Annotated in this window: 17 protein-coding genes, 1 tRNA gene and 1 pseudogene; 18 read left to right on the top strand and 1 reads right to left on the bottom strand. The window is 57.7% G+C overall.

The window, feature by feature from the left end; translation table 11 throughout:
* The first annotated feature begins 64 nt into the window (after nucleotides 1-64).
* From K341_RS0104935 to K341_RS0104860, 16 genes and pseudogenes are all read left to right on the top strand, one after another.
* A complete protein-coding gene (locus tag K341_RS0104935; protein WP_026762057.1) occupies nucleotides 65-1024 on the top strand; it encodes an L-lactate dehydrogenase in 960 nt (319 codons plus the stop codon).
* Between the two features lie 68 nt (nucleotides 1025-1092).
* Nucleotides 1093-1168: transfer RNA gene (locus tag K341_RS0104930), tRNA-Asn, on the top strand.
* Between the two features lie 70 nt (nucleotides 1169-1238).
* A complete protein-coding gene (locus K341_RS0104925; RefSeq protein ID WP_026762056.1) occupies nucleotides 1239-1931 on the top strand; it encodes a tRNA (adenine(22)-N(1))-methyltransferase in 693 nt (230 codons plus the stop codon).
* Between the two features lie 613 nt (nucleotides 1932-2544).
* Nucleotides 2545-3354: a Nif3-like dinuclear metal center hexameric protein gene (locus tag K341_RS0104920; RefSeq protein ID WP_026762055.1), complete on the top strand. Its 810-nt coding sequence runs from the start codon at nucleotides 2545-2547 to the stop codon at nucleotides 3352-3354.
* Nucleotides 3355-3405: 51 nt separating this feature from the next.
* Nucleotides 3406-5205 carry a translation elongation factor 4 gene (lepA, locus tag K341_RS0104915; protein WP_026762054.1) on the top strand — a complete coding sequence of 600 codons (1800 nt, stop codon included), beginning with the start codon at nucleotides 3406-3408 and terminating at the stop codon, nucleotides 5203-5205.
* A complete protein-coding gene (gene hemW / locus K341_RS0104910) occupies nucleotides 5195-6358 on the top strand; it encodes a radical SAM family heme chaperone HemW (RefSeq protein ID WP_026762053.1) in 1164 nt (387 codons plus the stop codon). The genes lepA and hemW overlap by 11 nt, the downstream gene beginning before the upstream one ends.
* A 465-nt stretch (nucleotides 6359-6823) precedes the next feature.
* A pseudogene (locus K341_RS11630) lies at nucleotides 6824-7110 on the top strand (glutaredoxin).
* A 177-nt stretch (nucleotides 7111-7287) separates the two neighbouring features.
* A complete protein-coding gene (locus tag K341_RS0104900) occupies nucleotides 7288-7632 on the top strand; it encodes an OadG family protein (protein ID WP_026762052.1) in 345 nt (114 codons plus the stop codon).
* Nucleotides 7633-7653: 21 nt separating this feature from the next.
* Nucleotides 7654-8784, top strand: coding sequence for a sodium ion-translocating decarboxylase subunit beta (locus K341_RS0104895; protein WP_009350377.1), 1131 nt, complete (start codon nucleotides 7654-7656; stop codon nucleotides 8782-8784).
* 246 nt (nucleotides 8785-9030) lie between these two features.
* Nucleotides 9031-9729 (top strand): precorrin-2 C(20)-methyltransferase, encoded by a 699-nt coding sequence (gene cobI, locus K341_RS0104890; protein ID WP_026762051.1) that lies wholly within the window; start codon nucleotides 9031-9033, stop codon nucleotides 9727-9729.
* Nucleotides 9730-9732: 3 nt separating this feature from the next.
* On the top strand, nucleotides 9733-10674 hold the full coding sequence (locus K341_RS0104885) for an ABC transporter substrate-binding protein (protein ID WP_009350375.1): 942 nt from the start codon (nucleotides 9733-9735) through the stop codon (nucleotides 10672-10674).
* Nucleotides 10671-11642, top strand: coding sequence for a FecCD family ABC transporter permease (locus tag K341_RS0104880; protein WP_009350374.1), 972 nt, complete (start codon nucleotides 10671-10673; stop codon nucleotides 11640-11642). The genes K341_RS0104885 and K341_RS0104880 overlap by 4 nt, the downstream gene beginning before the upstream one ends.
* Nucleotides 11639-12424, top strand: coding sequence for an ABC transporter ATP-binding protein (locus K341_RS0104875; protein WP_026762050.1), 786 nt, complete (start codon nucleotides 11639-11641; stop codon nucleotides 12422-12424). Before K341_RS0104880 ends, K341_RS0104875 begins: the two co-directional genes overlap by 4 nt.
* Before the next feature lie 463 nt (nucleotides 12425-12887).
* Nucleotides 12888-14171, top strand: coding sequence for an S-layer homology domain-containing protein (locus K341_RS0104870; RefSeq protein ID WP_026762049.1), 1284 nt, complete (start codon nucleotides 12888-12890; stop codon nucleotides 14169-14171).
* 300 nt (nucleotides 14172-14471) lie between these two features.
* Nucleotides 14472-15818 carry an S-layer homology domain-containing protein gene (locus K341_RS0104865; protein WP_026762048.1) on the top strand — a complete coding sequence of 449 codons (1347 nt, stop codon included), beginning with the start codon at nucleotides 14472-14474 and terminating at the stop codon, nucleotides 15816-15818.
* 354 nt (nucleotides 15819-16172) lie between these two features.
* Nucleotides 16173-17519 carry a putative porin gene (locus K341_RS0104860; protein WP_026762047.1) on the top strand — a complete coding sequence of 449 codons (1347 nt, stop codon included), beginning with the start codon at nucleotides 16173-16175 and terminating at the stop codon, nucleotides 17517-17519.
* A gap of 164 nt (nucleotides 17520-17683) precedes the next feature.
* On the opposite strand, the gene K341_RS0104855 is transcribed toward K341_RS0104860, so the two are convergent.
* Entirely contained in the window at nucleotides 17684-17899 is a 216-nt protein-coding gene (locus K341_RS0104855) for a hypothetical protein (protein ID WP_009350367.1), read from the bottom strand.
* Nucleotides 17900-18323: 424 nt separating this feature from the next.
* On the opposite strand from K341_RS0104855, the gene K341_RS0104850 reads away from it, so the two are divergent.
* Entirely contained in the window at nucleotides 18324-18827 is a 504-nt protein-coding gene (locus K341_RS0104850) for a flavodoxin family protein (protein ID WP_026762046.1), read from the top strand.
* Nucleotides 18824-20479 (top strand): heme anaerobic degradation radical SAM methyltransferase ChuW/HutW, encoded by a 1656-nt coding sequence (gene hutW / locus K341_RS0104845; RefSeq protein WP_026762045.1) that lies wholly within the window; start codon nucleotides 18824-18826, stop codon nucleotides 20477-20479. Before K341_RS0104850 ends, hutW begins: the two co-directional genes overlap by 4 nt.
* The last annotated feature ends 178 nt before the right edge of the window (nucleotides 20480-20657 follow it).

The raw sequence follows: 20657 nt of genomic DNA, 5'->3' as shown, positions 1-20657 counted from the left end.
ACGACACCCGACTCCACAGGACTGTGTGCAGTCGGGTTTTATTATTTTTTAAGGGGGTAATTTTATGCCGGTCAATCAGGGGAAAATTGTCATCATCGGGACGAGCAATGTCGGCTCCGCCGTGCTCAACAAGATTGCGGATTTTCAGCTCGCATCCGAGATTGCGCTCATCGATCTCGACATGGATCGTGCGCGCGGCGAGGCACTCGACACGAGTCACGCGATGTCCTCGCCCTACAGCACGAATATCAAGATTCATCCGGGCAGCTATGAGGACTGCAAAGACGCGGCGTTCATCGTCATCACGGCGGGACCGTCCATCCTGCCGGGGCAGACGCCCGACCGGCTGAAGCTCGCGAGCACGAACACGAAGATCATGCGCTCCATCTTCGGCGAGATTACAAAGCAGACGAAGGACGCCATGATCATCATGGTTACAAATCCGCTCGATGTCGCGACCTACGTCGTCTCGACCGAGTTCGACTATCCGCGCGAAAAGATTCTCGGCACGGGCACGATGCTTGAGACCTATCGGTTCCGCTACATCCTCGCCGAGCACTACGACATGGATCCGAAGAACATCCACGGCTATGTCCTCGGCGAGCACGGCAACGACGCCTTTGTCGCGTGGTCGACGGTCAACTGCGCGGGCTTTGGCATCGAGCATCTCGACGAATATTTCCATGCAAAGGAGACGCTGCGCCGCGAGGACGTCGAAAAGGGGCTGATTCAGACCGCGTACGACGTCATCAATCTCAAGGGATATACGAATACGGGCATCGCGATGGTCGTCTGCCGCTTCATCAAGGCGATCCTCTTCAACGAGCACACGATTTTGCCGTGCGCTGCCGCGATGAAGGGCGAGTACGGCATCAGCGACGTTGCGCTTTCCATTCCGCGGATGCTCACGCGCGAGGGCGTCGTGCGCTCCTTTGAGGTGCGCCTGCCCGAGGAGGAGATGGAGAAGCTGCGCCGCGCGCAAAAGAGTGTTCGCAGCGCGCTCGACGGCGCCGGGGTGAAGTAAAGGGGCTTCCTTATAATTTTCCTTGACAGGACGGCGCATTGCCTTTATAATAAGCGCGTCTGACACATTCCTCGATAGCTCAGTCGGTAGAGCGTCTGACTGTTAATCAGAATGTCACAGGTTCGAGTCCTGTTCGAGGAGCCATTTGTATATGCGAGGGTGTAACGCAGCGTTACACCCTTTCTTTTTATCTGTTGTTATATTTTGAGGGGCTATGATGCAACTGGATGCGCGCCTTGCGGCGATTGCGGCGTTCGTTCCCGCGGGGATGTCGTTTGCGGATATTGGCGGGGATCATGCCTATCTTGCGGCGGCATTGGTCAAGGAAGGACATGCGCCGTGCGCTGTTGTCGGCGATCTGAGCGCGGGTGCGTGTGCGGCGGCGCGGCGGACGGTGGAGGCGCGCGTGCTCGCTGACCGCATCGCCGTGCGGCAGGGCGACGGGCTTTCGGTGCTCGTGCCGGGCGAGGCGGAGGCGGTCGTGATTGCGGGGATGGGCGGCGCGCTCATCGTGCAGATTTTGGCGCAAAGTCCCGATGTGCTCGCGCATGTAAAGGCGCTCGTCCTGCAGCCAATGAATGCGGGGGCAAAGCTCCGCGCGTGGCTCTACGAGAACGGGTGGCATACAGCGGACGAGACGCTGGCACGCGCGGGCGGGCGCATCTACGAGGTGATCCGCGTCGAGCGCGGGCACGCGGCGATGCCCGCGGACGTGTTCCTACATGTGGGGGAAAAACTTCTCGCCCGCCGCGATCCGCTGCTCAGAGATTTTGTCACGGAGAAGCTCGAAAAGCTGCGCCGCGCGGCATCCGGCATGGAACGCGGGGCATCGGCGCGCACGAGCGCCGCATATAGCGCGGTACTGGAGCGAATCGAGGCGCTTGAAGGGGTTTTGAAAACGGTGTGATGTAGTTTTAAAGAGGGCTCAGGGGCGCATTTCACGCCGCGGCGCAAACGACGCGCGCGTGAGATATGCTGTGAACGCGACTGCGCCGCACCGCCCGGCGGTCGATCATGCGCCGGGCAGTTCCACGGCGCGGCGACATCGCATGTTCCCGTATGTATCCGATGCGCGCCGCCCCTGCGGGGAGTGCTAAGCGGCGTGAGAACGCATCCCCTTCGCCGCACGATATGTAACGTCATATCCGTTCAACGGGAAACATACCGTCCTACGCCGTACAAAATGACGACCATATGATTGCCGCTTGGCATTTGCCTTGCGAAAAAAGCGGGGCTTAAAAATCGCTGCGGCAAACGCCGCGCGGCACACGGCAACGACCATGTGTAACGTCATATCCGTTCAACGAAAAACATACCGTCCTACGCTGCACAAAATGACACAGCAATGTGCGAAAATCCCGCCGCCTAACACCGTAACCTAAGTGACGCGGAAGTTTCGATGCATAGCTAGGAATTGAGGTGAACGCGAGGATGGCGTAGATGAAACCTACGTCGACGAAGCGGTCGACAAAATGACACAGCGATGCGCCAAAATCCCGCGTCACTGTAAAGGAGAAAATATGTTAAGCTGTCAAACCATCATGAACGCCCTCGAACGCATCGCGCCCCGCCGCCTTGCCGAGGACTGGGACAATCCCGGGCTTCTCGTCGGGAGCTTTGCGCAGAAAGTACACCGCCTCATGGTCGCGCTCGACGTGGACGATGCCGTCGTGGATGAGGCGATCGAACGCAGGGCGGACATGATCATCGCGCACCATCCGGCGATTTTCCGCGGCATGAAGCATCTGCGCACCGACCTCCCGCTCGGGCGGCGCCTCGCGAAACTCGTGACGCATCACATTGCCGTCGCCGCCGCGCATACGAATCTCGACATCACGCGCGGCGGGGTCAACGATGTCCTCGCCGCGCACCTCGGACTCGAAAAACTCGCCGCGTTCGTCGTGACGGGAGAGTCGGACGGCGAAGTGGACAGCCTCGGGCGCATCGGCACACTGCCCGCGCCCGTCTCCATCGAGGAATTTGCCGACCATGTAAAAAATGCGCTCCATGTCTCCCATGTGCGCCTTGCCGCCGTTCCCGACCGTCCCGTGCGGCGCGTCGCGGTCTGCGGCGGCGCGGGCGCGGAGTTCATCGACAAGGCGGCGATCCGCGGCGCGGACGTCTACGTCACGGGGGATGTGAAGTACCACGATGCCCAGCGCGCCGTTGAGCAGGGGATGCACATTATCGACGCCGGGCATTTTGGCACGGAGTTTCCCGTCGTCTCCGTTCTCGCGGGGCATCTGCGCGCGGAACTTGAGAACGAGCACGGGGAGATTGAGATTTTTATCACAAACAGACAGCAGGACGTCTTTCAAGTGATTACATAATATAGTAAGAAACGATCACGAAAAGCTATCGCAGAGGAGAAGGGGAGTTCCATGAACCGGACGCATATCCGCAATTTTTCCATCATTGCCCATATTGATCACGGCAAATCGACCATCGCCGACCGTCTCATCGAGTACACGGGCACGCTCAGCGAGCGCGAGATGGAGGCGCAGGTGCTTGACAGCATGGATCTTGAGCGGGAGCGCGGCATCACCATCAAGGCGCAGACCGTCCGGCTCGACTACCGCGGTGAGGATGGTGAGATGTACGAGCTGAACCTCATCGACACACCGGGACACGTCGACTTTAATTACGAGGTCTCGCGCAGCCTTGCCGCGTGCGAGGGCGCGCTCCTCGTTGTGGACGCGGCGCAGGGCGTGGAGGCGCAAACGCTCGCGAACGTCTACCTCGCGCTCGAACACGACCTCGAGATCCTCCCCGTCATCAACAAAATCGACCTGCCGAGCGCCGAACCCGAACGTGTCGCCCACGAGATCGAGGACACCATCGGGCTCGATACGAGCGCGGCGGTACTCGCGTCTGCAAAAACCGGCATCGGCATCAAGGAGATCCTCGACGCCATCGTCGCCTACGTCCCCGCACCTGAGGGAGATGCGAACGCGCCCCTGCGCGCGCTCATCTTTGACTCCTACTTCGACCCATACAAGGGCGTCATCGCGAACGTCCGCGTGAAGGAGGGCGTCATTAAAAAGGGCATGAAGCTAAAGCTCATGGCGACGGGCAAGACCTTTGAGGTGACGGACGTCGGGTGTTTCCGCCCGCAGCCCGTGGATACGGGCGCACTTGGCACAGGCGAGGTCGGGTTCATTGCGGGTGCATTGAAGGATGTGCGCGACGTGCGCGTCGGCGACACCGTGACGAGCGCGGAGCGCCCCGCCGCCGAGGCTCTGCCCGGCTACCGCGGCGTGACGCCGATGGTCTTTTGCGGGCTTTACCCCGAGGACAGCAAGGACTATGACAATCTGCGTGAAGCGCTCGAAAAGCTCCAGCTCAATGACGCTGCGCTCGTCTTTGAACCCGAGACTTCCATCGCGCTCGGCTTCGGCTTCCGCTGCGGCTTCCTCGGACTCCTGCACATGGACGTCATACAGGAGCGGCTTGAGCGCGAGTACAACCTCGGACTCATCATGACCGCGCCGTCCGTCGTCTACCACGTCTACCGCACGGACGGCACCATGCGCGAGGTCAGCAACCCCGCAGACCTGCCGCCGCAGACCGAGATTGATCACATTGAGGAGCCGTATGTCAAGGCGACTGTCATCGTGCCGAAGGACTACGTCGGCGCGGTCATGGAGATTTCGCAGGAAAAGCGCGGCATCTTTAAGACCATGGACTACCTCGACGCGACGCGCGTCATGATCATCTACGAAATCCCGCTCAACGAGATCCTTTACGACTATTTCGACCGGCTGAAATCCGCCACACGCGGCTATGCCTCGCTCGACTACGAACTCATCGACTATCGGACGGGCAGTCTCGTGAAGCTCGACATTCTCCTCAACGGCGACCCCGTAGACGCGCTCTCGACCATTGTCCACCGCGACCGCGCCGTGGCGCGCGGGCGTCAGCTCGCCGTGAAGCTCAAGGGCATCATCCCGCAGCAGATGTTCGAGATCCCCATCCAAGCCGCGATCGGGAGCAAGATCATTGCGCGCGAGAACGTGCGCGCCCGCCGCAAGGACGTCCTCGCAAAATGCTACGGCGGCGACATCACGCGCAAGCGCAAACTCCTCGAAAAGCAAAAAGAGGGCAAGAAGCGCATGAAGGCGGTCGGCAGCGTGGAGCTCCCGCAGGAAGCGTTCATGGCGGTGCTGAAAATTGACGAATAAAAAAAAGGCGTGGGGCGTTTACGTCCACATTCCCTATTGTGTGAAAAAATGCGCGTATTGTGACTTCGCCTCCGCGTCGATGGGGGGGGACACAGCGCGCGAACAGGAACAATATGCGGCGGCGCTGCGCGCAGAGATCATGCGCACGGCGCCGCCGCTTTTCGCGCGCTTCGGAGACGCGGCGACCGTTTACTTCGGCGGCGGCACGCCGACCGCGCTCCCCGCGCATCTGCTCACCGGCATCATCCGTGCGGTGCAGGCGGCGGCAGGAACGCCCGCAGAGCTGACCGTTGAGGCGAACCCGGGGACGGTGGACGAGGAATGTTTTGCGCAGCTTCGTGCGGCAGGCGTGAACCGCATCAGTCTCGGCGTGCAGACCTTTGACGACGCGCTCCTTCGCCGCATCGGGCGCGTCCATACGGCGGAGGAAGCACGCGCGGCGTTTCGTGCGGCGCGCGCCGCGGGCTTTACGAATATCAGCATTGACCTTATGTACGGACTGCCGGGGCAGACGCTGCACGATCTGCAGGAGAGTGTCCGCGCTGTGATTGCACTCGCGCCCGAACACATATCGGTCTACGGGCTGACCGTCGAGGAGGGGACGCCCTTTGCCGCCGCACAGGCGGCGGGGCGGCTCGACCTGCCGACGGAGGAGACGGCGGAGGAGATGTACGACTATCTCGTGGCGGAGCTGCCTGCGCGCGGCTGCCTGCGCTATGAGATTTCGAATTTTGCGCGGCGGGGCTTTGAGAGCCGGCACAACCTCGGTTACTGGCGAAGCGTTCCGTATCTCGGCGTCGGCGCGGCGGCGCACGGATACGTCGATAACGTCCGTTGGGAGAACGAGCGCGACACCGCCGCCTATATCCGCAGGGTGATGGCGGGTGAGGATGTGCGCCGCACCGAGAATGGAGCGCGCACGCGGACGGCTGCGATGGAGGAGTATGCGTTCCTCGCCCTGCGCACCGCTGCGGGCATCGACGAGACGGATTTTCACCGCACATGGAGCGTGCCGTTCGAGGAAGTCTACGGCGCAGTCCTGCCGCGCCTTATTGAAAAGGGATTGCTGAAACGCGCAGACGGGTTTACCGCGCTCACACCTCTTGGTATGAAATATGGGAACGAGGTGTTTGCGGAATTTTTGTTGTCGTAGCATAAAAAAATATGCTATGATTGGGACGCACGATCTTGGCGCCTAGCTTTGTCATATCGTCGAATGCTTCGCTAGGAGTAGCTTTTAACTACGCCGTCGCTCGCATTCTCCTCATTCTTCGCTATGCATCGAAACTTCTGCGTCACAGTGTCGCAGGATTTTCGCGCCTAGCGTCGTTATTTCGTACGGCGATAAGTTACGCCGCCATGGCGAGACGGAGGGGGCGGCAGCGCCGTGCCCCTACCGGGGCGGCATAGCTTGATTGTATTTGTTAAAGACGACGGTTTGGCGGAATCATCGTATATATTCACGTGTGATTGCGATGCAGCTTGCATCGTGGGGAAGTCCCGCGATGATCGCGCGTCCTGTAGGGGCACGGCGCTGCCGTGCCCTTGAACGAGTTATGCGCGCTTTGCAACGTGCCGCTTTATTTCAAACAAGGTCATACTAGAAAGAGGTATCCATATGAAAACACTAACCATGATCGAGATGGCGGGCTGCCCGTACTGCGCGAATGCGCATCGTGCCATTAACGCCCTCAAGGCGGAGGGCGGCGCCTATGCGGATGTCCCTGTCGAATACATTGACGAGAACGCCGAGCCCGAGCGCACGAAGCCGTATGCCGGCATGTACTACTACGTTCCGAGCCTCTTCGTCGGCGGCGAAAATACTACGAAGCGCAGCCGGGACACGACTATGAGACGATTCTCGCGGCGGTACGTGTTGCTTTTGACACCATAACAAAGAGTTAAAACTTTTATGCATAAAAATTATGCATATTTTTCATGAAAGAAAAATGAAAAAACTACTTGTAAAATCGTCTGAAATAAAGCATAATATTAAGCATATTGCTCCGTGGAGAGAGCATGTATAGGAGGAACTATCAAATAAATCTGAGAGTTCCTAAAATCTAAGGATGAGGTGAGTTTATGCATCAACCGGTAACCAATGACCCACTAGTTATCATGTTCATCAACATGGTCATCGTCTTCGCCGTGCTCACTGCAGTATGGGGACTGATTGAGATCACGCACATGATCGACCCGACGAAGAAGAAGTCGGATCCTCCTGCGGCACAGCCCGTAGGCGGTGCGGCTCCCGCCGCTCCGGCTGCGCCCGCTGCTAAGACCGGCGGTCTGAACGCAGAGACGGTCGCCGTCATTGCGGCAGCTGTCAGTGCGTGCGGATGCAGCGCAGACCAGATTCAGGCGATTCGTCCCGCTGAGCAGCCTGCATGGACGGGCTTTGGTCGCGTCAGCGGCATGCGCTCGTGATGACGGGGAGGTATTGACACAATGGACTTTTTTAGCGCGTTTTCTGTCTCGCTGCAGGCAATCGCTGAGAGCAGCGGATTTTCGGCGTTCACCGGCGGCAACCTGATTATGATCATTGTTGGTCTCGTGCTCCTTTATCTCGCATTTGCAAAGGACTTCGAGCCGCTGCTTCTCAGTCCGATCGCATTCGGCTGTATTCTCGCAAACATCCCTCTCACGGGATTCTACGATGAGATGGGCGTCATGTCCGCCATCGGATTCGGTATCAAGTATGAAATCTTCCCGCCGCTCATCTTCCTCGGTGTCGGCGCGATGACGGACTTCGGTCCGCTGATTGCGCGTCCCTCGAGTCTGCTCATGGGCGCTGCCGCGCAGTTCGGCGTGTTCATTGCGCTGCTCGGTGCGATGGTGCTCGGCTTCACCGCACAGCAGGCGGGTGCGATCGGGATCATCGGCGGTGCGGACGGCCCGACCTCCATCTACCTCGCTTCTAAGATGGCGCCGGAGCTGCTCGGCGCGATCGCGGTGGCAGCGTACACCTACATGGCGCTCGTTCCGCTGATTCAGCCGCCCGTTATGAAGTTCTTCACGAGCAAGAAAGAGCGCGAAGTCGTGATGGAGCAGGCACGCGAAGTCACGAAGTTCGAGCGCATTGCGTTCCCGATCGTTTCGACGATCTTCATCAGCCTTCTCCTCCCGTCTATCGCAGCCCTGCTCGGTATGCTCATGCTGGGCAACCTCTTCCGTGAGAGCGGTGTGACGGATCGTCTCTCCGACACGGCGCAGAACTCGCTGATCAACACGGTCACGATCTTCCTTGCACTCGGCACAGGTCTCACGATGAGCGCCGAGAGCTTCCTTGTCAAAGAGACGCTTGAGATCATCTTCCTTGGTCTTGTCGCATTCATCTTCGGTACCGCTGCAGGTGTCTGGCTCGGCAAGATCATGTGCCGTGCGACGGGCTGGAAGATCAACCCGCTCATCGGCTCCGCGGGCGTTTCCGCCGTTCCGATGGCGGCGCGCGTCAGCCAGATCGTCGGCATCAAGGCAAAGCCGGGCAACTACCTCCTCATGCACGCCATGGGACCGAACGTTGCCGGTGTTATCGGTACCGCTGTTGCAGCGGGCACGATGCTTGCAATGCTGATGTAATTCGGCATACATTGCTGATTAAGGGATTTCGTACGAAGGTACGGAGTCCCTTTTTTGATGTTGTGTCGTAATAGTATCCCGCATTGTTGTAAGTGACAAAGCTGGGCACGAAAATCCTGCGTCACACCATTTGACAAAAACTGTTGTCACGGCTAATATGGAGTAGGATTTTTCGATTGCTCCGGCGTTCTTCCACCGCGGAGCAGCGCATCCGATATTATGATTGTTTTGGAAGGAAGGAAATATATGCGCGGAACCTTTTTTGGCATCGGCGTCGGACCGGGAGATCCGGAACTTTTAACGGTCAAGGCGATTAAGGCGATCGAGCAGGTGGACGTCCTCATCGCACCCAAGACGGAGAAAAAAGAGGGCAGCGTCGCCCTCGAGATCGCGCGCCCCTATCTCAAGGAACACATCGAGATCGTCTATCAGGTGTTTCCAATGGTCAAGGATTTTGCGGACAGCACGGACGCATGGGAGGCGAACAAGGAGGAAATCCTGGTGCTCCTGAATGCAGGCAAGAACGTCGCGTTCCTGACACTCGGCGATCCGATGTTTTTCAGCACCTATATCTATGTGTTCCGTCTGCTCGAGCATGAGGACATCGACATCGTGACCATCCCGGGGGTGCCGGCGTTTGCGGCGATCGGCAGCCGCATCGGGCGCCCCATCGTCGAGGGGAACGACGTGCTCGCCATCATCCCGGCGACCGCGCCGAAGGAGCGGCTTGAGGAGATTATGAAGGTCGCATCCAGCGCCGTCATTATGAAGGTCTACCGCAACTACCCCGAGATCGTCGATCTCCTGCACCGCAACAACATGACAGAGCAGGCGGTGCTCGTCAGCCGTGCGGGGCTGGACGACGAACGCATCATTGAGAACCTGGAAGAACATGCAGATGAGAAACTGAACTACCTTTCCACTATCTTGACACGAAGGAGTTAAATCATGTTCAAACAATGCGCAGCCGCATTCCTCGCGGCATCCACTCTTCTCTTCTCCGCGTGCGGCGCACCGAACGAGAAACCGGCGGCAACGGCGGCGGAAAACGCCGCATTTGCGACCATCACGGACGATAATGGGCGGACGGTGACCTTTGCGGAGAAACCGCAGCGCGTCGTCGTTACGTCCGCCTCCTATCTCGCGCCGTTCTATGCCGTCGGCGGCGAGGTGGTCGGGCGCCCCACGACGAAGGCGAAGGTACTTGCTGAGGCGGCAAGTGCTGCAGAGATCGGCCCCGTCTATCAGATCGACATGGAAAAGGTCATTTCGCTCAAACCCGATCTCGTCATGATCATCAAGGGCATCAATGAAAAGCTCATCGACACGCTCGACGCGAACGGGATCAAGAGCATTGTCGTCGATATGAAGAGCTACGACGACGTGAAGCGTACGCTGACGACGTTTGCCGCGCTCACAGGGCAACCGGAAAAAGGCGCGGAGCTCATCGCGAAGATGGATGCGGACATCGAGGATGTCAAGAACAGCATCCCGCACGAGAAGAAGCGCATCACTATCATTCACAGCACGGGACAGGGGCTTTCCGTCCAGCTCGACGGCAGCATCGCGGGATCGATCGCGCATATGCTCGGGTGGGAAAACACGGCGAGCGGCATGACCGCGCTCGACAAGAACCCCGACGCCGCCCCCTACAGCATGGAGGCGCTGGTCGCGCAGAACCCCGACATCATCTTCGTCACGAGTATGGGCGAGGAGGCGGAGATCCGCGCGTCTATGGAGGCGATGTTCAACGAGAGCCCCGCGTGGCAGAGCGTTGCCGCCGTGCGTGAGAACAAAGTGTATTATCTGCCGCAGGCACTCTTCCTCTTCAGCCCCGGCATTGACTTCCCCGCGGCGGTGCGTTACATGGCGCATCTCGTTTACCCATGAAGAAACGTCTCGCACTCCTCCTCCTCTTTGCCGTGCTCGCGGGAGGCTCGATCCTGATCTCGACGGCAAAGGGAACCGCCGATATTCCCCTTGGGGAAATCTTTGCCATCCTCGGCGGCACGCGCGATACGGCGCACGCGCAGATCCTCTGGAATATCCGTCTGCCGCGCACGATCGTTGCCGCACTCGTCGGCATCAACCTTTCGCTCTCGGGCGCGATCCTGCAGGCGATTCTGCGCAATCCGCTCGCCGATCCGCACATCATCGGCATCTCCTCGGGCGCGGGGCTTGCGGGCATCTTTATCATGCTTGTTCTGCCCGGGGCTGCACTGCTCATCACGCCGGGGGCATTCGTCGGCGCGATGATCGCCGCCGCGCTCATCTATATCCTTGCATGGAAGGACGGGATTCGCCCGACCCGCATCATCCTCGCAGGCGTTGCGGTGTCGGCGTTCCTCGGCGCGGGCATCTCGGCGATGATGATCCTCTACAGCGACCGCGTGCAGGGCGCACTCATGTGGATGGTCGGCGGGCTCTCCGCGCGCACATGGCCGCATGTCGACATGCTTCTGCCGTATACCATTGGGGCGGGACTGCTCACCCTCTGTGCCGCACAGCGTCTGAACATTCTCCAGCTCGGGGACGATATGGCGCGCGGCATCGGGCTTGCCGTGGAGCGCACGCGCATCCTCCTGACAGCCCTTGCGGCGCTGCTCGCGGCGAGTGCGGTCTCGGTCGTCGGACTGCTCGGATTTGTCGGGCTCATCGTCCCGCACGCCGCGCGTCTCATGATCGGCTCGGACTATCGGTTCCTCCTGCCGGCGGCGGCGCTGCTCGGCGTGACGACGCTGACACTCAGCGATACGGCAGCGCGCCTGCTCTTTTCACCGATGGAGCTGCCTGTCGGCATCATCATGGCGGCGCTCGGCGCGCCGTTCTTCCTATATCTCCTCAGGAGGCAGCTATGAGTGCGGGGGTTGCGGCGCAGAACCTGCGCGTCAAAATTGGCGGCAAAGAGATCCTGCACGGGCTGAATGTCTCGGTCGCACCGGGGCGGCGCACCGCCATCATCGGCCCCAACGGAGCGGGGAAAACGACGCTCCTGCGCGCCCTCTCGGGGCTGAACGCACGCTATACCGGAGAGATCCTGCTCGGCGGCAAAGAGCTGGGGAGCTACGCGGAAAAAGAACTCGCGCGCGTGCGTGCCATTCTGCCGCAGGAGCGCGGCGCGGCGCAGGGACTGACGGTGGGACAGCTTGTCTCCTATGGGCGGTTCTCCCATCGCAGCGTTTTTCAGGCGCGTGACGGTGCGGACGACCGTGCGGCGGTCGCGTGGGCGATGGAGACCGCGCATGTCGACGCCTTTGCAGAGCGTGAGGTGCATACACTCTCGGGCGGCGAGCGGCAGCGCGTCTACCTCGCCATGGCGCTCAGCCAGCGCCCGCGTCTGCTCCTGCTCGATGAGCCGACAACCTATCTCGACGTCGCGCATCAGCTGCGCGTCATGGAGATCATCACGAACCTCAACCGCGACAGCGGCATCACCATCCTCATGGTACTGCACGACATGGCGCACGCCATGCAGTACGCCGACGACATCGTGCTCATGCGGCACGGCGAGATCGTCGCTACAGGGGCGCCCGCCGACGTCCTCACAGAGGAGCGGATCGCGGACGTATTCGGCGTGCGGGTGGAGATATTTACGAACAGCCTAGGAGTGCGTGTGCCGTCCCCCGTGTCTTTAGTGTGACGCGGGATTTTCGCGCATTGCTGTGTCATATCGTCGGACACTGCGGTCGACGTAGGTTTCATCTACGCCTTCCCTTGTGTTCTCTTGTGCCGCGCGCATGATATTGCACTCTTTCTGATATGCCCCGCGGACAACGGGACTTTCTCACATATCGCATCCGCCTTTAACCTCCGCTGCACCTAGAGAATACAAGGTGCGGCGGAGGTTTTTACTTTTTGTGGTTTGAAAAACATTTGTTCATATAAAACAGGCGTGAGCATCTTCTCTTGAAAATAACAGAAAAATTATTACCTAGTGCTAAAAATCTAATCCGATTAACATTGTATTTCCAAACATCACGGGGTATGATAAAGACAATCCAAGAGGAAAGCACAAGGTGCGAAAAGGAAACAAGGACACTTTCGCGGCCGGCAATCCTTTTGGAACACGATCAGATTCTATGGATCAAAAGGAGGAGTTTATCATGAAAAAGACTCTCGTATCTGCGCTGGCGACGGCACTTGTTGTCGGTGCAGCAAGCACAACCTTCGCCGCGTCCAACCCGTTTTCCGATGTGCCCCGTGACCACTGGGCATACGATGCCGTAACCAAACTTGCCGCTGACGGCGTTGTCGAGGGGTACGGCGACGGTACATTCCGCGGTGACCGCAACATCACCCGTTACGAGATGGCGCAGATGGTCGCAAAGGCGATGGCAAAGAGCGATATGTCCGCGTCGGATCGCGCGCTCGTTGACCGCCTTGCCGCTGAGTTCGCCGATGAACTCAACAACCTCGGCGTCCGTGTCTCCAACCTCGAGCGCAATGCCGACATGGTGCAGTGGAGAGGACAGCTCCGCTATACCTACACCAGCAATCGCCTTGAGGGACAGGATCGCAAGAACGACAACAACCTCTTGTTCCGTCTCGACCCGTCCGCTGAGATCAATGACCACTGGCACGTGAACGCACGTCTTGATGCCTCTACGAATATGAAAGACGACGCGTCCGGCAACAACAGCGACAGCAATGTCAAACTCAAGCGCGCATGGGCAGAGGGTGCCTATGACAACTTCGACGTCAAGCTCGGTAAAATGGAGCTCTATTCTGCAGAGGGCTATGCAGCCCCCGGCGCTCTCGTATTCGATAAGGAGTTCTCCGGTGCAGAGGCGAGCTTTGGCGGGGATGTCAAGCTGAAACTCCAGGCAGGCCGCCTGAACCTCGACGGCGCGTATGACGGCGTTAAGACGAATCAGCTCGGGAGCAGCGATACCGCGAACTATCAGGGTGCGGAACTCCAGTACAACAAGGGCGGTCTCATGGCGGGTGCCGCGTACTACCGTCTCGGATCGGACAATTTCACTGCTGTGACGAAGAACGGCAAGGATAAGATGAATATCTGGGCGGCGAACCTTGGCTATCGCTTTGACAAGAACAGTATGCTCTCCGGTGCATATGCCAACAACAACGATATTGACGGCAGCAAAAACAAGAAGTCCTATCAGTTCGGCTATGAGTACAAGGGTGCCGATGCTGCGGATAAAGGCTCGTGGGGCGCATACGCCGCGTATCGTTACCTCGGCGGCGCGTCAATCTTTGCAACGGACGACGGCGCGCTCATTGGCTCGAAGGGGCTTGAGATCGGTACGAACTATACGCCGTTCAAGAACGTTGTACTTTCTGCGAAGTACTTCAACGGCAAGACCATTGAAGCACAGCAGAACGACAAGGTGCAGAAGCTTTTCGGCCGCGTACAGTTCATGTTCTAACCCGCATCCGGCACCGGTCGGAGCGGATATCGCAAAATCCATCCCCCTCCTTAGGGAGGGGGATTTTTGCTGTCTGTTGACGGACACAGAGTCACATTCAACTGAAAATAAGGTGAAAATTATAGTCTGGTATAAAATTTTTTACATAGAAATGCTTGCAATTTATTAATCCACGTGCTATGATGAAAACGTTCCAAGAGAATGAGAATGGTTCGCGATAGGAAAATAAGGACACTGCCGCTGACCTGTAATCATTTTGGAACACGATCAGATTCTATGGATCAGAAGGAGGAGGTTCTCATGAAGAAGACTTTTGTATCCACGCTGGCAGCGGCGTTCGTTGTCGGTGCAGCAAGCACGACGTTCGCCGCAGCGAACCCGTTCTCCGATGTGCCCCGTGATCACTGGGCATACGATGCCGTGACGCAGCTCGCCGCCGACGGTGTCGTTGAGGGCTACGGCGACGGCACATTCCGCGGTGACCGCAACATTACGCGCTACGAGATGGCGCAGATGGTCGCAAAGGCGATGGCAAAGGGCGATATGTCCGCATCGGATCGCGCGCTCGTTGACCGCCTTGCCGCTGAGTTCGCAGACGAGCTCAACAACCTCGGCGTCCGCGTCTCGAACCTCGAGCGCAACGCCGACATGGTGAAGTGGAACGGCAAACTTGAGTATACATATACAAGTCAGCGCAAGAAGTTTAATCACACAAAGACGAACGACAACAACCTTTTGTTCCGTCTCGAGCCGTCGGCTGAGATCAACAGCCACTGGCACGTGAACGCACGTCTTGATGCGGAGACCAAGATGAACACGGACGCGGGAGATGACAACGGGGACAAGGTCACGCTTAAACGTCTCTATGCACAGGGAGACTACGGCAACTTCCAGGTGAAACTCGGTAAGATGGAACTGCTCTCTGCCGAGGCGTATGCGAAACCCGGCGCCCTCGTGTTCGACGATGAGTTCTCGGGTGCCGAGGTCAGCTTTGGCAAGGATTTGAAGTTCAAACTGCAGGCCGGCCGCATTGATCTGGACGATGCGTTCGGTGCGCCGGGCGGCGGCCATGGTGCGCACAACCTGCCGGGTGATGAAGACGTGGCGAACTATCAGGGCGTCGAACTGCAGTATGACAAGAATAATGTCCTGCTGGGGGCGGGCTACTACCATCTGGGCTCCAATTATTTCAGAGGGATGCATTTCCACAGGAGAAATACGGTTCGGTATCTTAACAACAGCGCCGAGAATCTTAGAAACACGAAGGCGGATATCTGGGCTGTGAACGGCGGCGTCCGATTCGGCGACGCAGCAATGCTCTCCGGCGCTTACGCAGAGAACACAAAGGCGGACAACGCAAAGAGTTCCTGGCAGGTCACCTATGAGTACAAGGGGGCTGACCCGGAGGATAAGGGATCGTGGGGCGCTTATGTTGCCTACCGCAAACTCGGCGGATTCGCTTCCCCGTTCCCGACAAGCGACGGTGCTATGTGGGATACGAAGGGCGTAGAAGTTGGTACGGACTACACGCTTTTCAAAAACGTGGTGCTCTCGGCGAAATATTTCCGCGGCAAGGAGATCTATGTCGGACCGACGGCTGACGACAAGGCGGAGAAGCTCTTCGGTCGCGTCGAGTTCTTCTTCTAAAAATACTTGCGGCATCCGCCTCAAAACAAAATCCCCCTTCATCGTTGGAGGGGGATTTTTACTGTCCGCTGCAATAGATGCAGATATTTTTCAAGGTTTTAGAGGGCGTTGTGCCGAATACCGCTTTAACAGAGATGAGTACGGTATATAAAACACTGAAAATAAGGTGAAAATTATAGTCTGGTATAAAATTTTTTACATGGAAATGCTTGCAATTTATTAATTCACGTGCTATGATGAAACCATTCCAAGAGGATGAGAACGTTTCGCTAAAAGGAAACATGGACACTTCAGCGGCGTTTCGCTCCTTCTTGGAAATCAGATGTTTCTATTTATCAGAAGGAGGAGTTTCTCATGAAGAAGACTCTCGTATCCGCCCTGGCAACGGCTCTCGTTGTCGGCGCAGCAAGCACGACGTTCGCTGCTGCAAACCCGTTCTCCGATGTGCCCCGTGATCACTGGGCATACGATGCTGTGACCCAGCTCGCCGCCGACGGCGTTGTTGAGGGCTACGGCGACGGCACGTTCCGCGGCGACCGCAACATCACGCGTTATGAGATGGCGCAGATGGTCGCAAAGGCAATGGCAAAGGGCGACATGTCCGCATCGGATCGCGCGCTCGTTGACCGCCTTGCTGCTGAGTTCGCGGATGAGCTCAACAACCTCGGCGTCCGTGTCTCGAACCTTGAGCGCAATGCCGACATGGTGAAGTGGAACGGCAAACTCGAGTATACTTACACGAGCGAGCGTAAAGATGAGGATCACAGCCGTGTGAATGATGACCATCTCCTGTTCCGTCTTGAGCCGTCGGCTGAGGTCAACAGCCACTGGCACGTAAACGCGCGTCTCGATGCGTCGACGAATATGAAGGATGATGCGTCCGGCCGCAACAGCGACAGCAACGTTAAACTCAAACGCGCATGGGCGCAGGGCGATTATGACAACTTTACCGTCAAGCTCGGCAAGATGGAGCTCCTGACGGCTGAAGCATATGCCGCACCGGGCGCGCTCGTTTTCGACGACGAGTTCTCGGGCGCGGAGGTTTCCTTCGGCAAGGATGTCCAGCTCAAGCTGCAGGCAGGTCGTCTCGACCTCGCGGATTCGGCCGGAGCAGATCTTTTTGCCAAGAATATTGCGGATGCCGTTGCTACCGGTCAGATGTCGGCGGCAGAGGCGGCTAGAGCCTTGAACGATACCAAAGCCAACTACCAGGGCGTTGAGCTCCAGTATAACAAGGACAATCTGATGGCGGGCGTTGGTTACTATCGTCTCAGCGCTGAATCGCTTCGTGCATTCACCAAGGATTATAATAAGGATAAGATGAATATCTGGGCGGCGAACCTTGGCTACCGCTTTGATAAGAACAATATGCTCTCCGGCGCTTATGCAAATAACAGCGATCTGGAAGACTACAAGAAATCTTATCAGGTCACCTATGAGTACAAGGGTGCAGACGCTGCGGATAAGGGCTCGTGGGGCGCATATGCTTCCTACCGTTACCTCGGCGGCGCATCACTTGCTTTCCCGACGACGGACGGTGCTCTCTTCGGAACGAAGGGCGTTGAGCTTGGCACGAACTATACGCTGTTCAAGAATGTTGTGCTCTCCGCGAAGTACTACAGAGGAAAGCAGCTTGAGGCACCAGACAACGGCAAAGACAAGGTTCAGAAGCTCTTCGGCCGCGTCGAGTTCTTCTTCTAATCGATTCTCGGTACACAGAGCGGCATATGCCGCATAACAAAATCCCCCTCCTTCGGGAGGGGGATTTTTGCATAGAGAAAATTGTGTTTAGATGACTGCTCCATAAAAATAGGCTTACCGCACGAATACCTGTTGGTATATTTGTGCAGTAAGCCTTTTTTGTCTCAGCGTCCGTTATAGCATCCGCAGGTTCCGCGCTGCGTGCTGCGTGTGTCCTGTACGACGTTGGCAGCGCAATATGCGCTCGCATTGCCGATACAGTAGGCTTGATCCTGTTTTTGCGGCAGCTCGCACGCGCCGTCCTCGCATCCGGCGGCAAGTGCCTGTGCGCCAGCTCCGAGAATGAGTGCGGCGGAGAGTGCGGAGAGTATTTTCTTCATATGTGTTTTTCCTCCTTGTCATGTTGTTTTCCTTTATTCTATCACGTTCTATCACGACTGTCAAGAAGAACGGGATGTGAGAGGTTATTCTCCCTGAAAAATACCTGCAAATAATATAATTAATATTTATCTATTTATATATAGAATAGAATATGAAATTGATGAATTCGTTTTTTGTAGACAGAAGGGATGGGATGATTTTTGAAAGAGGCTCTTCTCTTTATCTTTTGATATGGGAATTCTATTTGATAGAGAGTATCTATATATTCTGTACAGAGAAACCCTGTTGAAAAAGATGAACTTAATTCATAATTTTTATTTATGAAAAACGATAAAAACACTTGATTTTTTTGATGCCTTGCGCTATGATACGGGTGAATCATGAATGCAAGATATTCATATTGAGATATTAGGAGAATCAATCATGCAGAATCAAGATATCGCGGTCGTCTACTCATCGCGCACGGGGAACACGCAGAAGGTCGCGGAGCATCTGGCGCAGGCGCTCGGCGCATCCTGCCACAGCGTGAAGGATACGGCGGGGATTTCGGATACCGCCGATCTCTGCATCGGCACATGGATTGACCGCGGTACGGCGGATGCCGCCGCACGCAAATACATCGAGACCGTGCGCGGACGTCGGGTGTTCATCTATGGAACGCTCGGCGCCGACCCGAATTCTGAGCACTGCGCAAAGTGCATCGCGAATATCAAGGCGCTCTTTGATCCGTCGAACGAGATCCTCGGCGCGATCCTCGTGCAGGGCGCGATTGATCCGATGATCATCGAGATGTTTAAGAGTATGCCGCTCGACAATGTCCACGCCTACACCGAGGAGAACGCGGAGCGCTATGCGGCGGCGGCGTCCCATCCGGATGCGGCGGATTTTGAAAAGGTCATCGGCGCAGCAAAGGAGGCGCTCGCATGAACAGCCTAGAGACAAAACTCGCGGAGCTCTCAACGGAGTCGCGCGGTTGGCTGCTCGGCACGAAGTCGGAGAATCCGCTCGGCTGCGCCTTTACGAAGAAACGTGTCGTGCATCCCGGCGCGGGCGGCAAGCGCATGATCATGGACAAGGCGGAGCAGGCGCAGGTGTGGGCGGAGCTCATGGCGCAGACGCCCGATCCCGCCGACGAGCGCGCGGCGTACATTCACATCCCGTTCTGCGATAAGAAATGCAGCTACTGCGGATTTTTCCAGAACTATACGAAGGAAGAAGCGGCGCACCGCTATGTCGACGTGCTCCTGCAGGAGCTCGACGCGGCGGCGGAGACCCCCTATGTGCAGGGGGCGCCTTTTCAGGCGGTGTTCTTCGGCGGCGGCACGCCGACCGCGCTCTCGGACGCCGACCTCACACGACTCGTGCGTGCAGTGCGGGAGCGTCTGCCGCTGACGAGCGACGCCGAGATCACGCTCGAGGGACGCATCCATGACCTCACGGAGAGCAAGGTTGAGGCGGCGATGCGTGCGGGCGTCAACCGATTCTCGCTCGGCGTACAGTCCTTTGACACGCGCGTGCGGCAGTCGATCGGGCGCATCGACGATCATGATACCGTTGTCGCGACACTGCGCCGCATGGTGGAGAAGCAGGGCGCGGTCGTCATCGCCGACCTCATCTATGGGCTGCCCTATCAGTCCCCGGAGGTCTGGGAGAACGACGTGCGCACGCAGTTCGAGATCGGCATCGCGGGCGGCGACCTCTACCAGTTGAATGTGTTCCCGGCGAGCGAGCTTGCGGCGCGCATCAAGTCGGGCGACCTCCCGATGCTCCCGACAACGGAGGAACAGTCCGAATACTTCGCGCGCGGCATCGCGATCGTCGACGAGAACCCGATGGCGCGGCGCATCGACACGACGCACTGGACGACGGATCACCGCGAGCGCAGCCTGTATAACACGCTCGCCAAGCGCGGCAACGACATCCTCGCGTTCGGCTCGGGCGCGGGCGGGTTCATCGGTCAAATCATGTGGCGCAATCACGGCGGACTTGCCGCCTATGAGAAGATGGTCGAAGAGGGCGCAAAGCCCTTCCAGTTCATGGGTGAGCAGGCGGACGAGCACCGGATGCACAGCGAGATCGGCGATCAGATCGAGCACGGATATTTCTACGCGCCCTTTTTTGAGAAAAAATACGGCGTGGAGCTCCTCGATACGATGGAACCGCTCCTCGCCGCGTGGGCGGAGAACGGACTCGTCACGCGCACGGAGACGGGCTTCCGTCTGACGCAGGCGGGAGAGTTCTGGCACGACAACCTCATTCAGGGATTCCTCGAAGCGTACGCGCTCACGCAGGAGGATGAGGTGAAGCTGCGCAAGGAGAACGTCGCCCTGCAAGACATGATCCCCAAGGATATCCGCTCTATGCTCGAGGCGATGTTCCCCGACGGAATGCCCCCGCAGATGGCGGCGGCGCTCGAAGGCAAGCCCTCGCCGGAGCTCGAGAACCATCCGCATATGCAAATGCTGAAGAACCTCATCGAAAAGAGCCGGGAGAAAGAGCGTGCCGCCGCAGCGGCATCCGCCCCCGACCTCAACACCGTCATGCGCACCTCCGCGCGTGACCTTGGAAAAGCTGTGTAGTGTATTTTATATAAAAAACTGCCCGTTTGCGGCTGCAGAGATGCAGCGCAGACGGGCAGTTTTGTATTTGTCGAGGAAATCATAGCTGTGAATCCACACATTAGATCAGAAGATAATGAAAATATATTTCATTATTTCTCTATTGATGTTATAATTGAGAAAGCAAATCGTTAACTCT

Source organism: Centipeda artemidis DSM 19719 (assembly GCF_000426665.1).
Lineage (GTDB): Bacteria > Bacillota > Negativicutes > Selenomonadales > Selenomonadaceae > Centipeda > Centipeda artemidis.
This window is presented reverse-complemented; position numbering and strand designations above follow the sequence as displayed.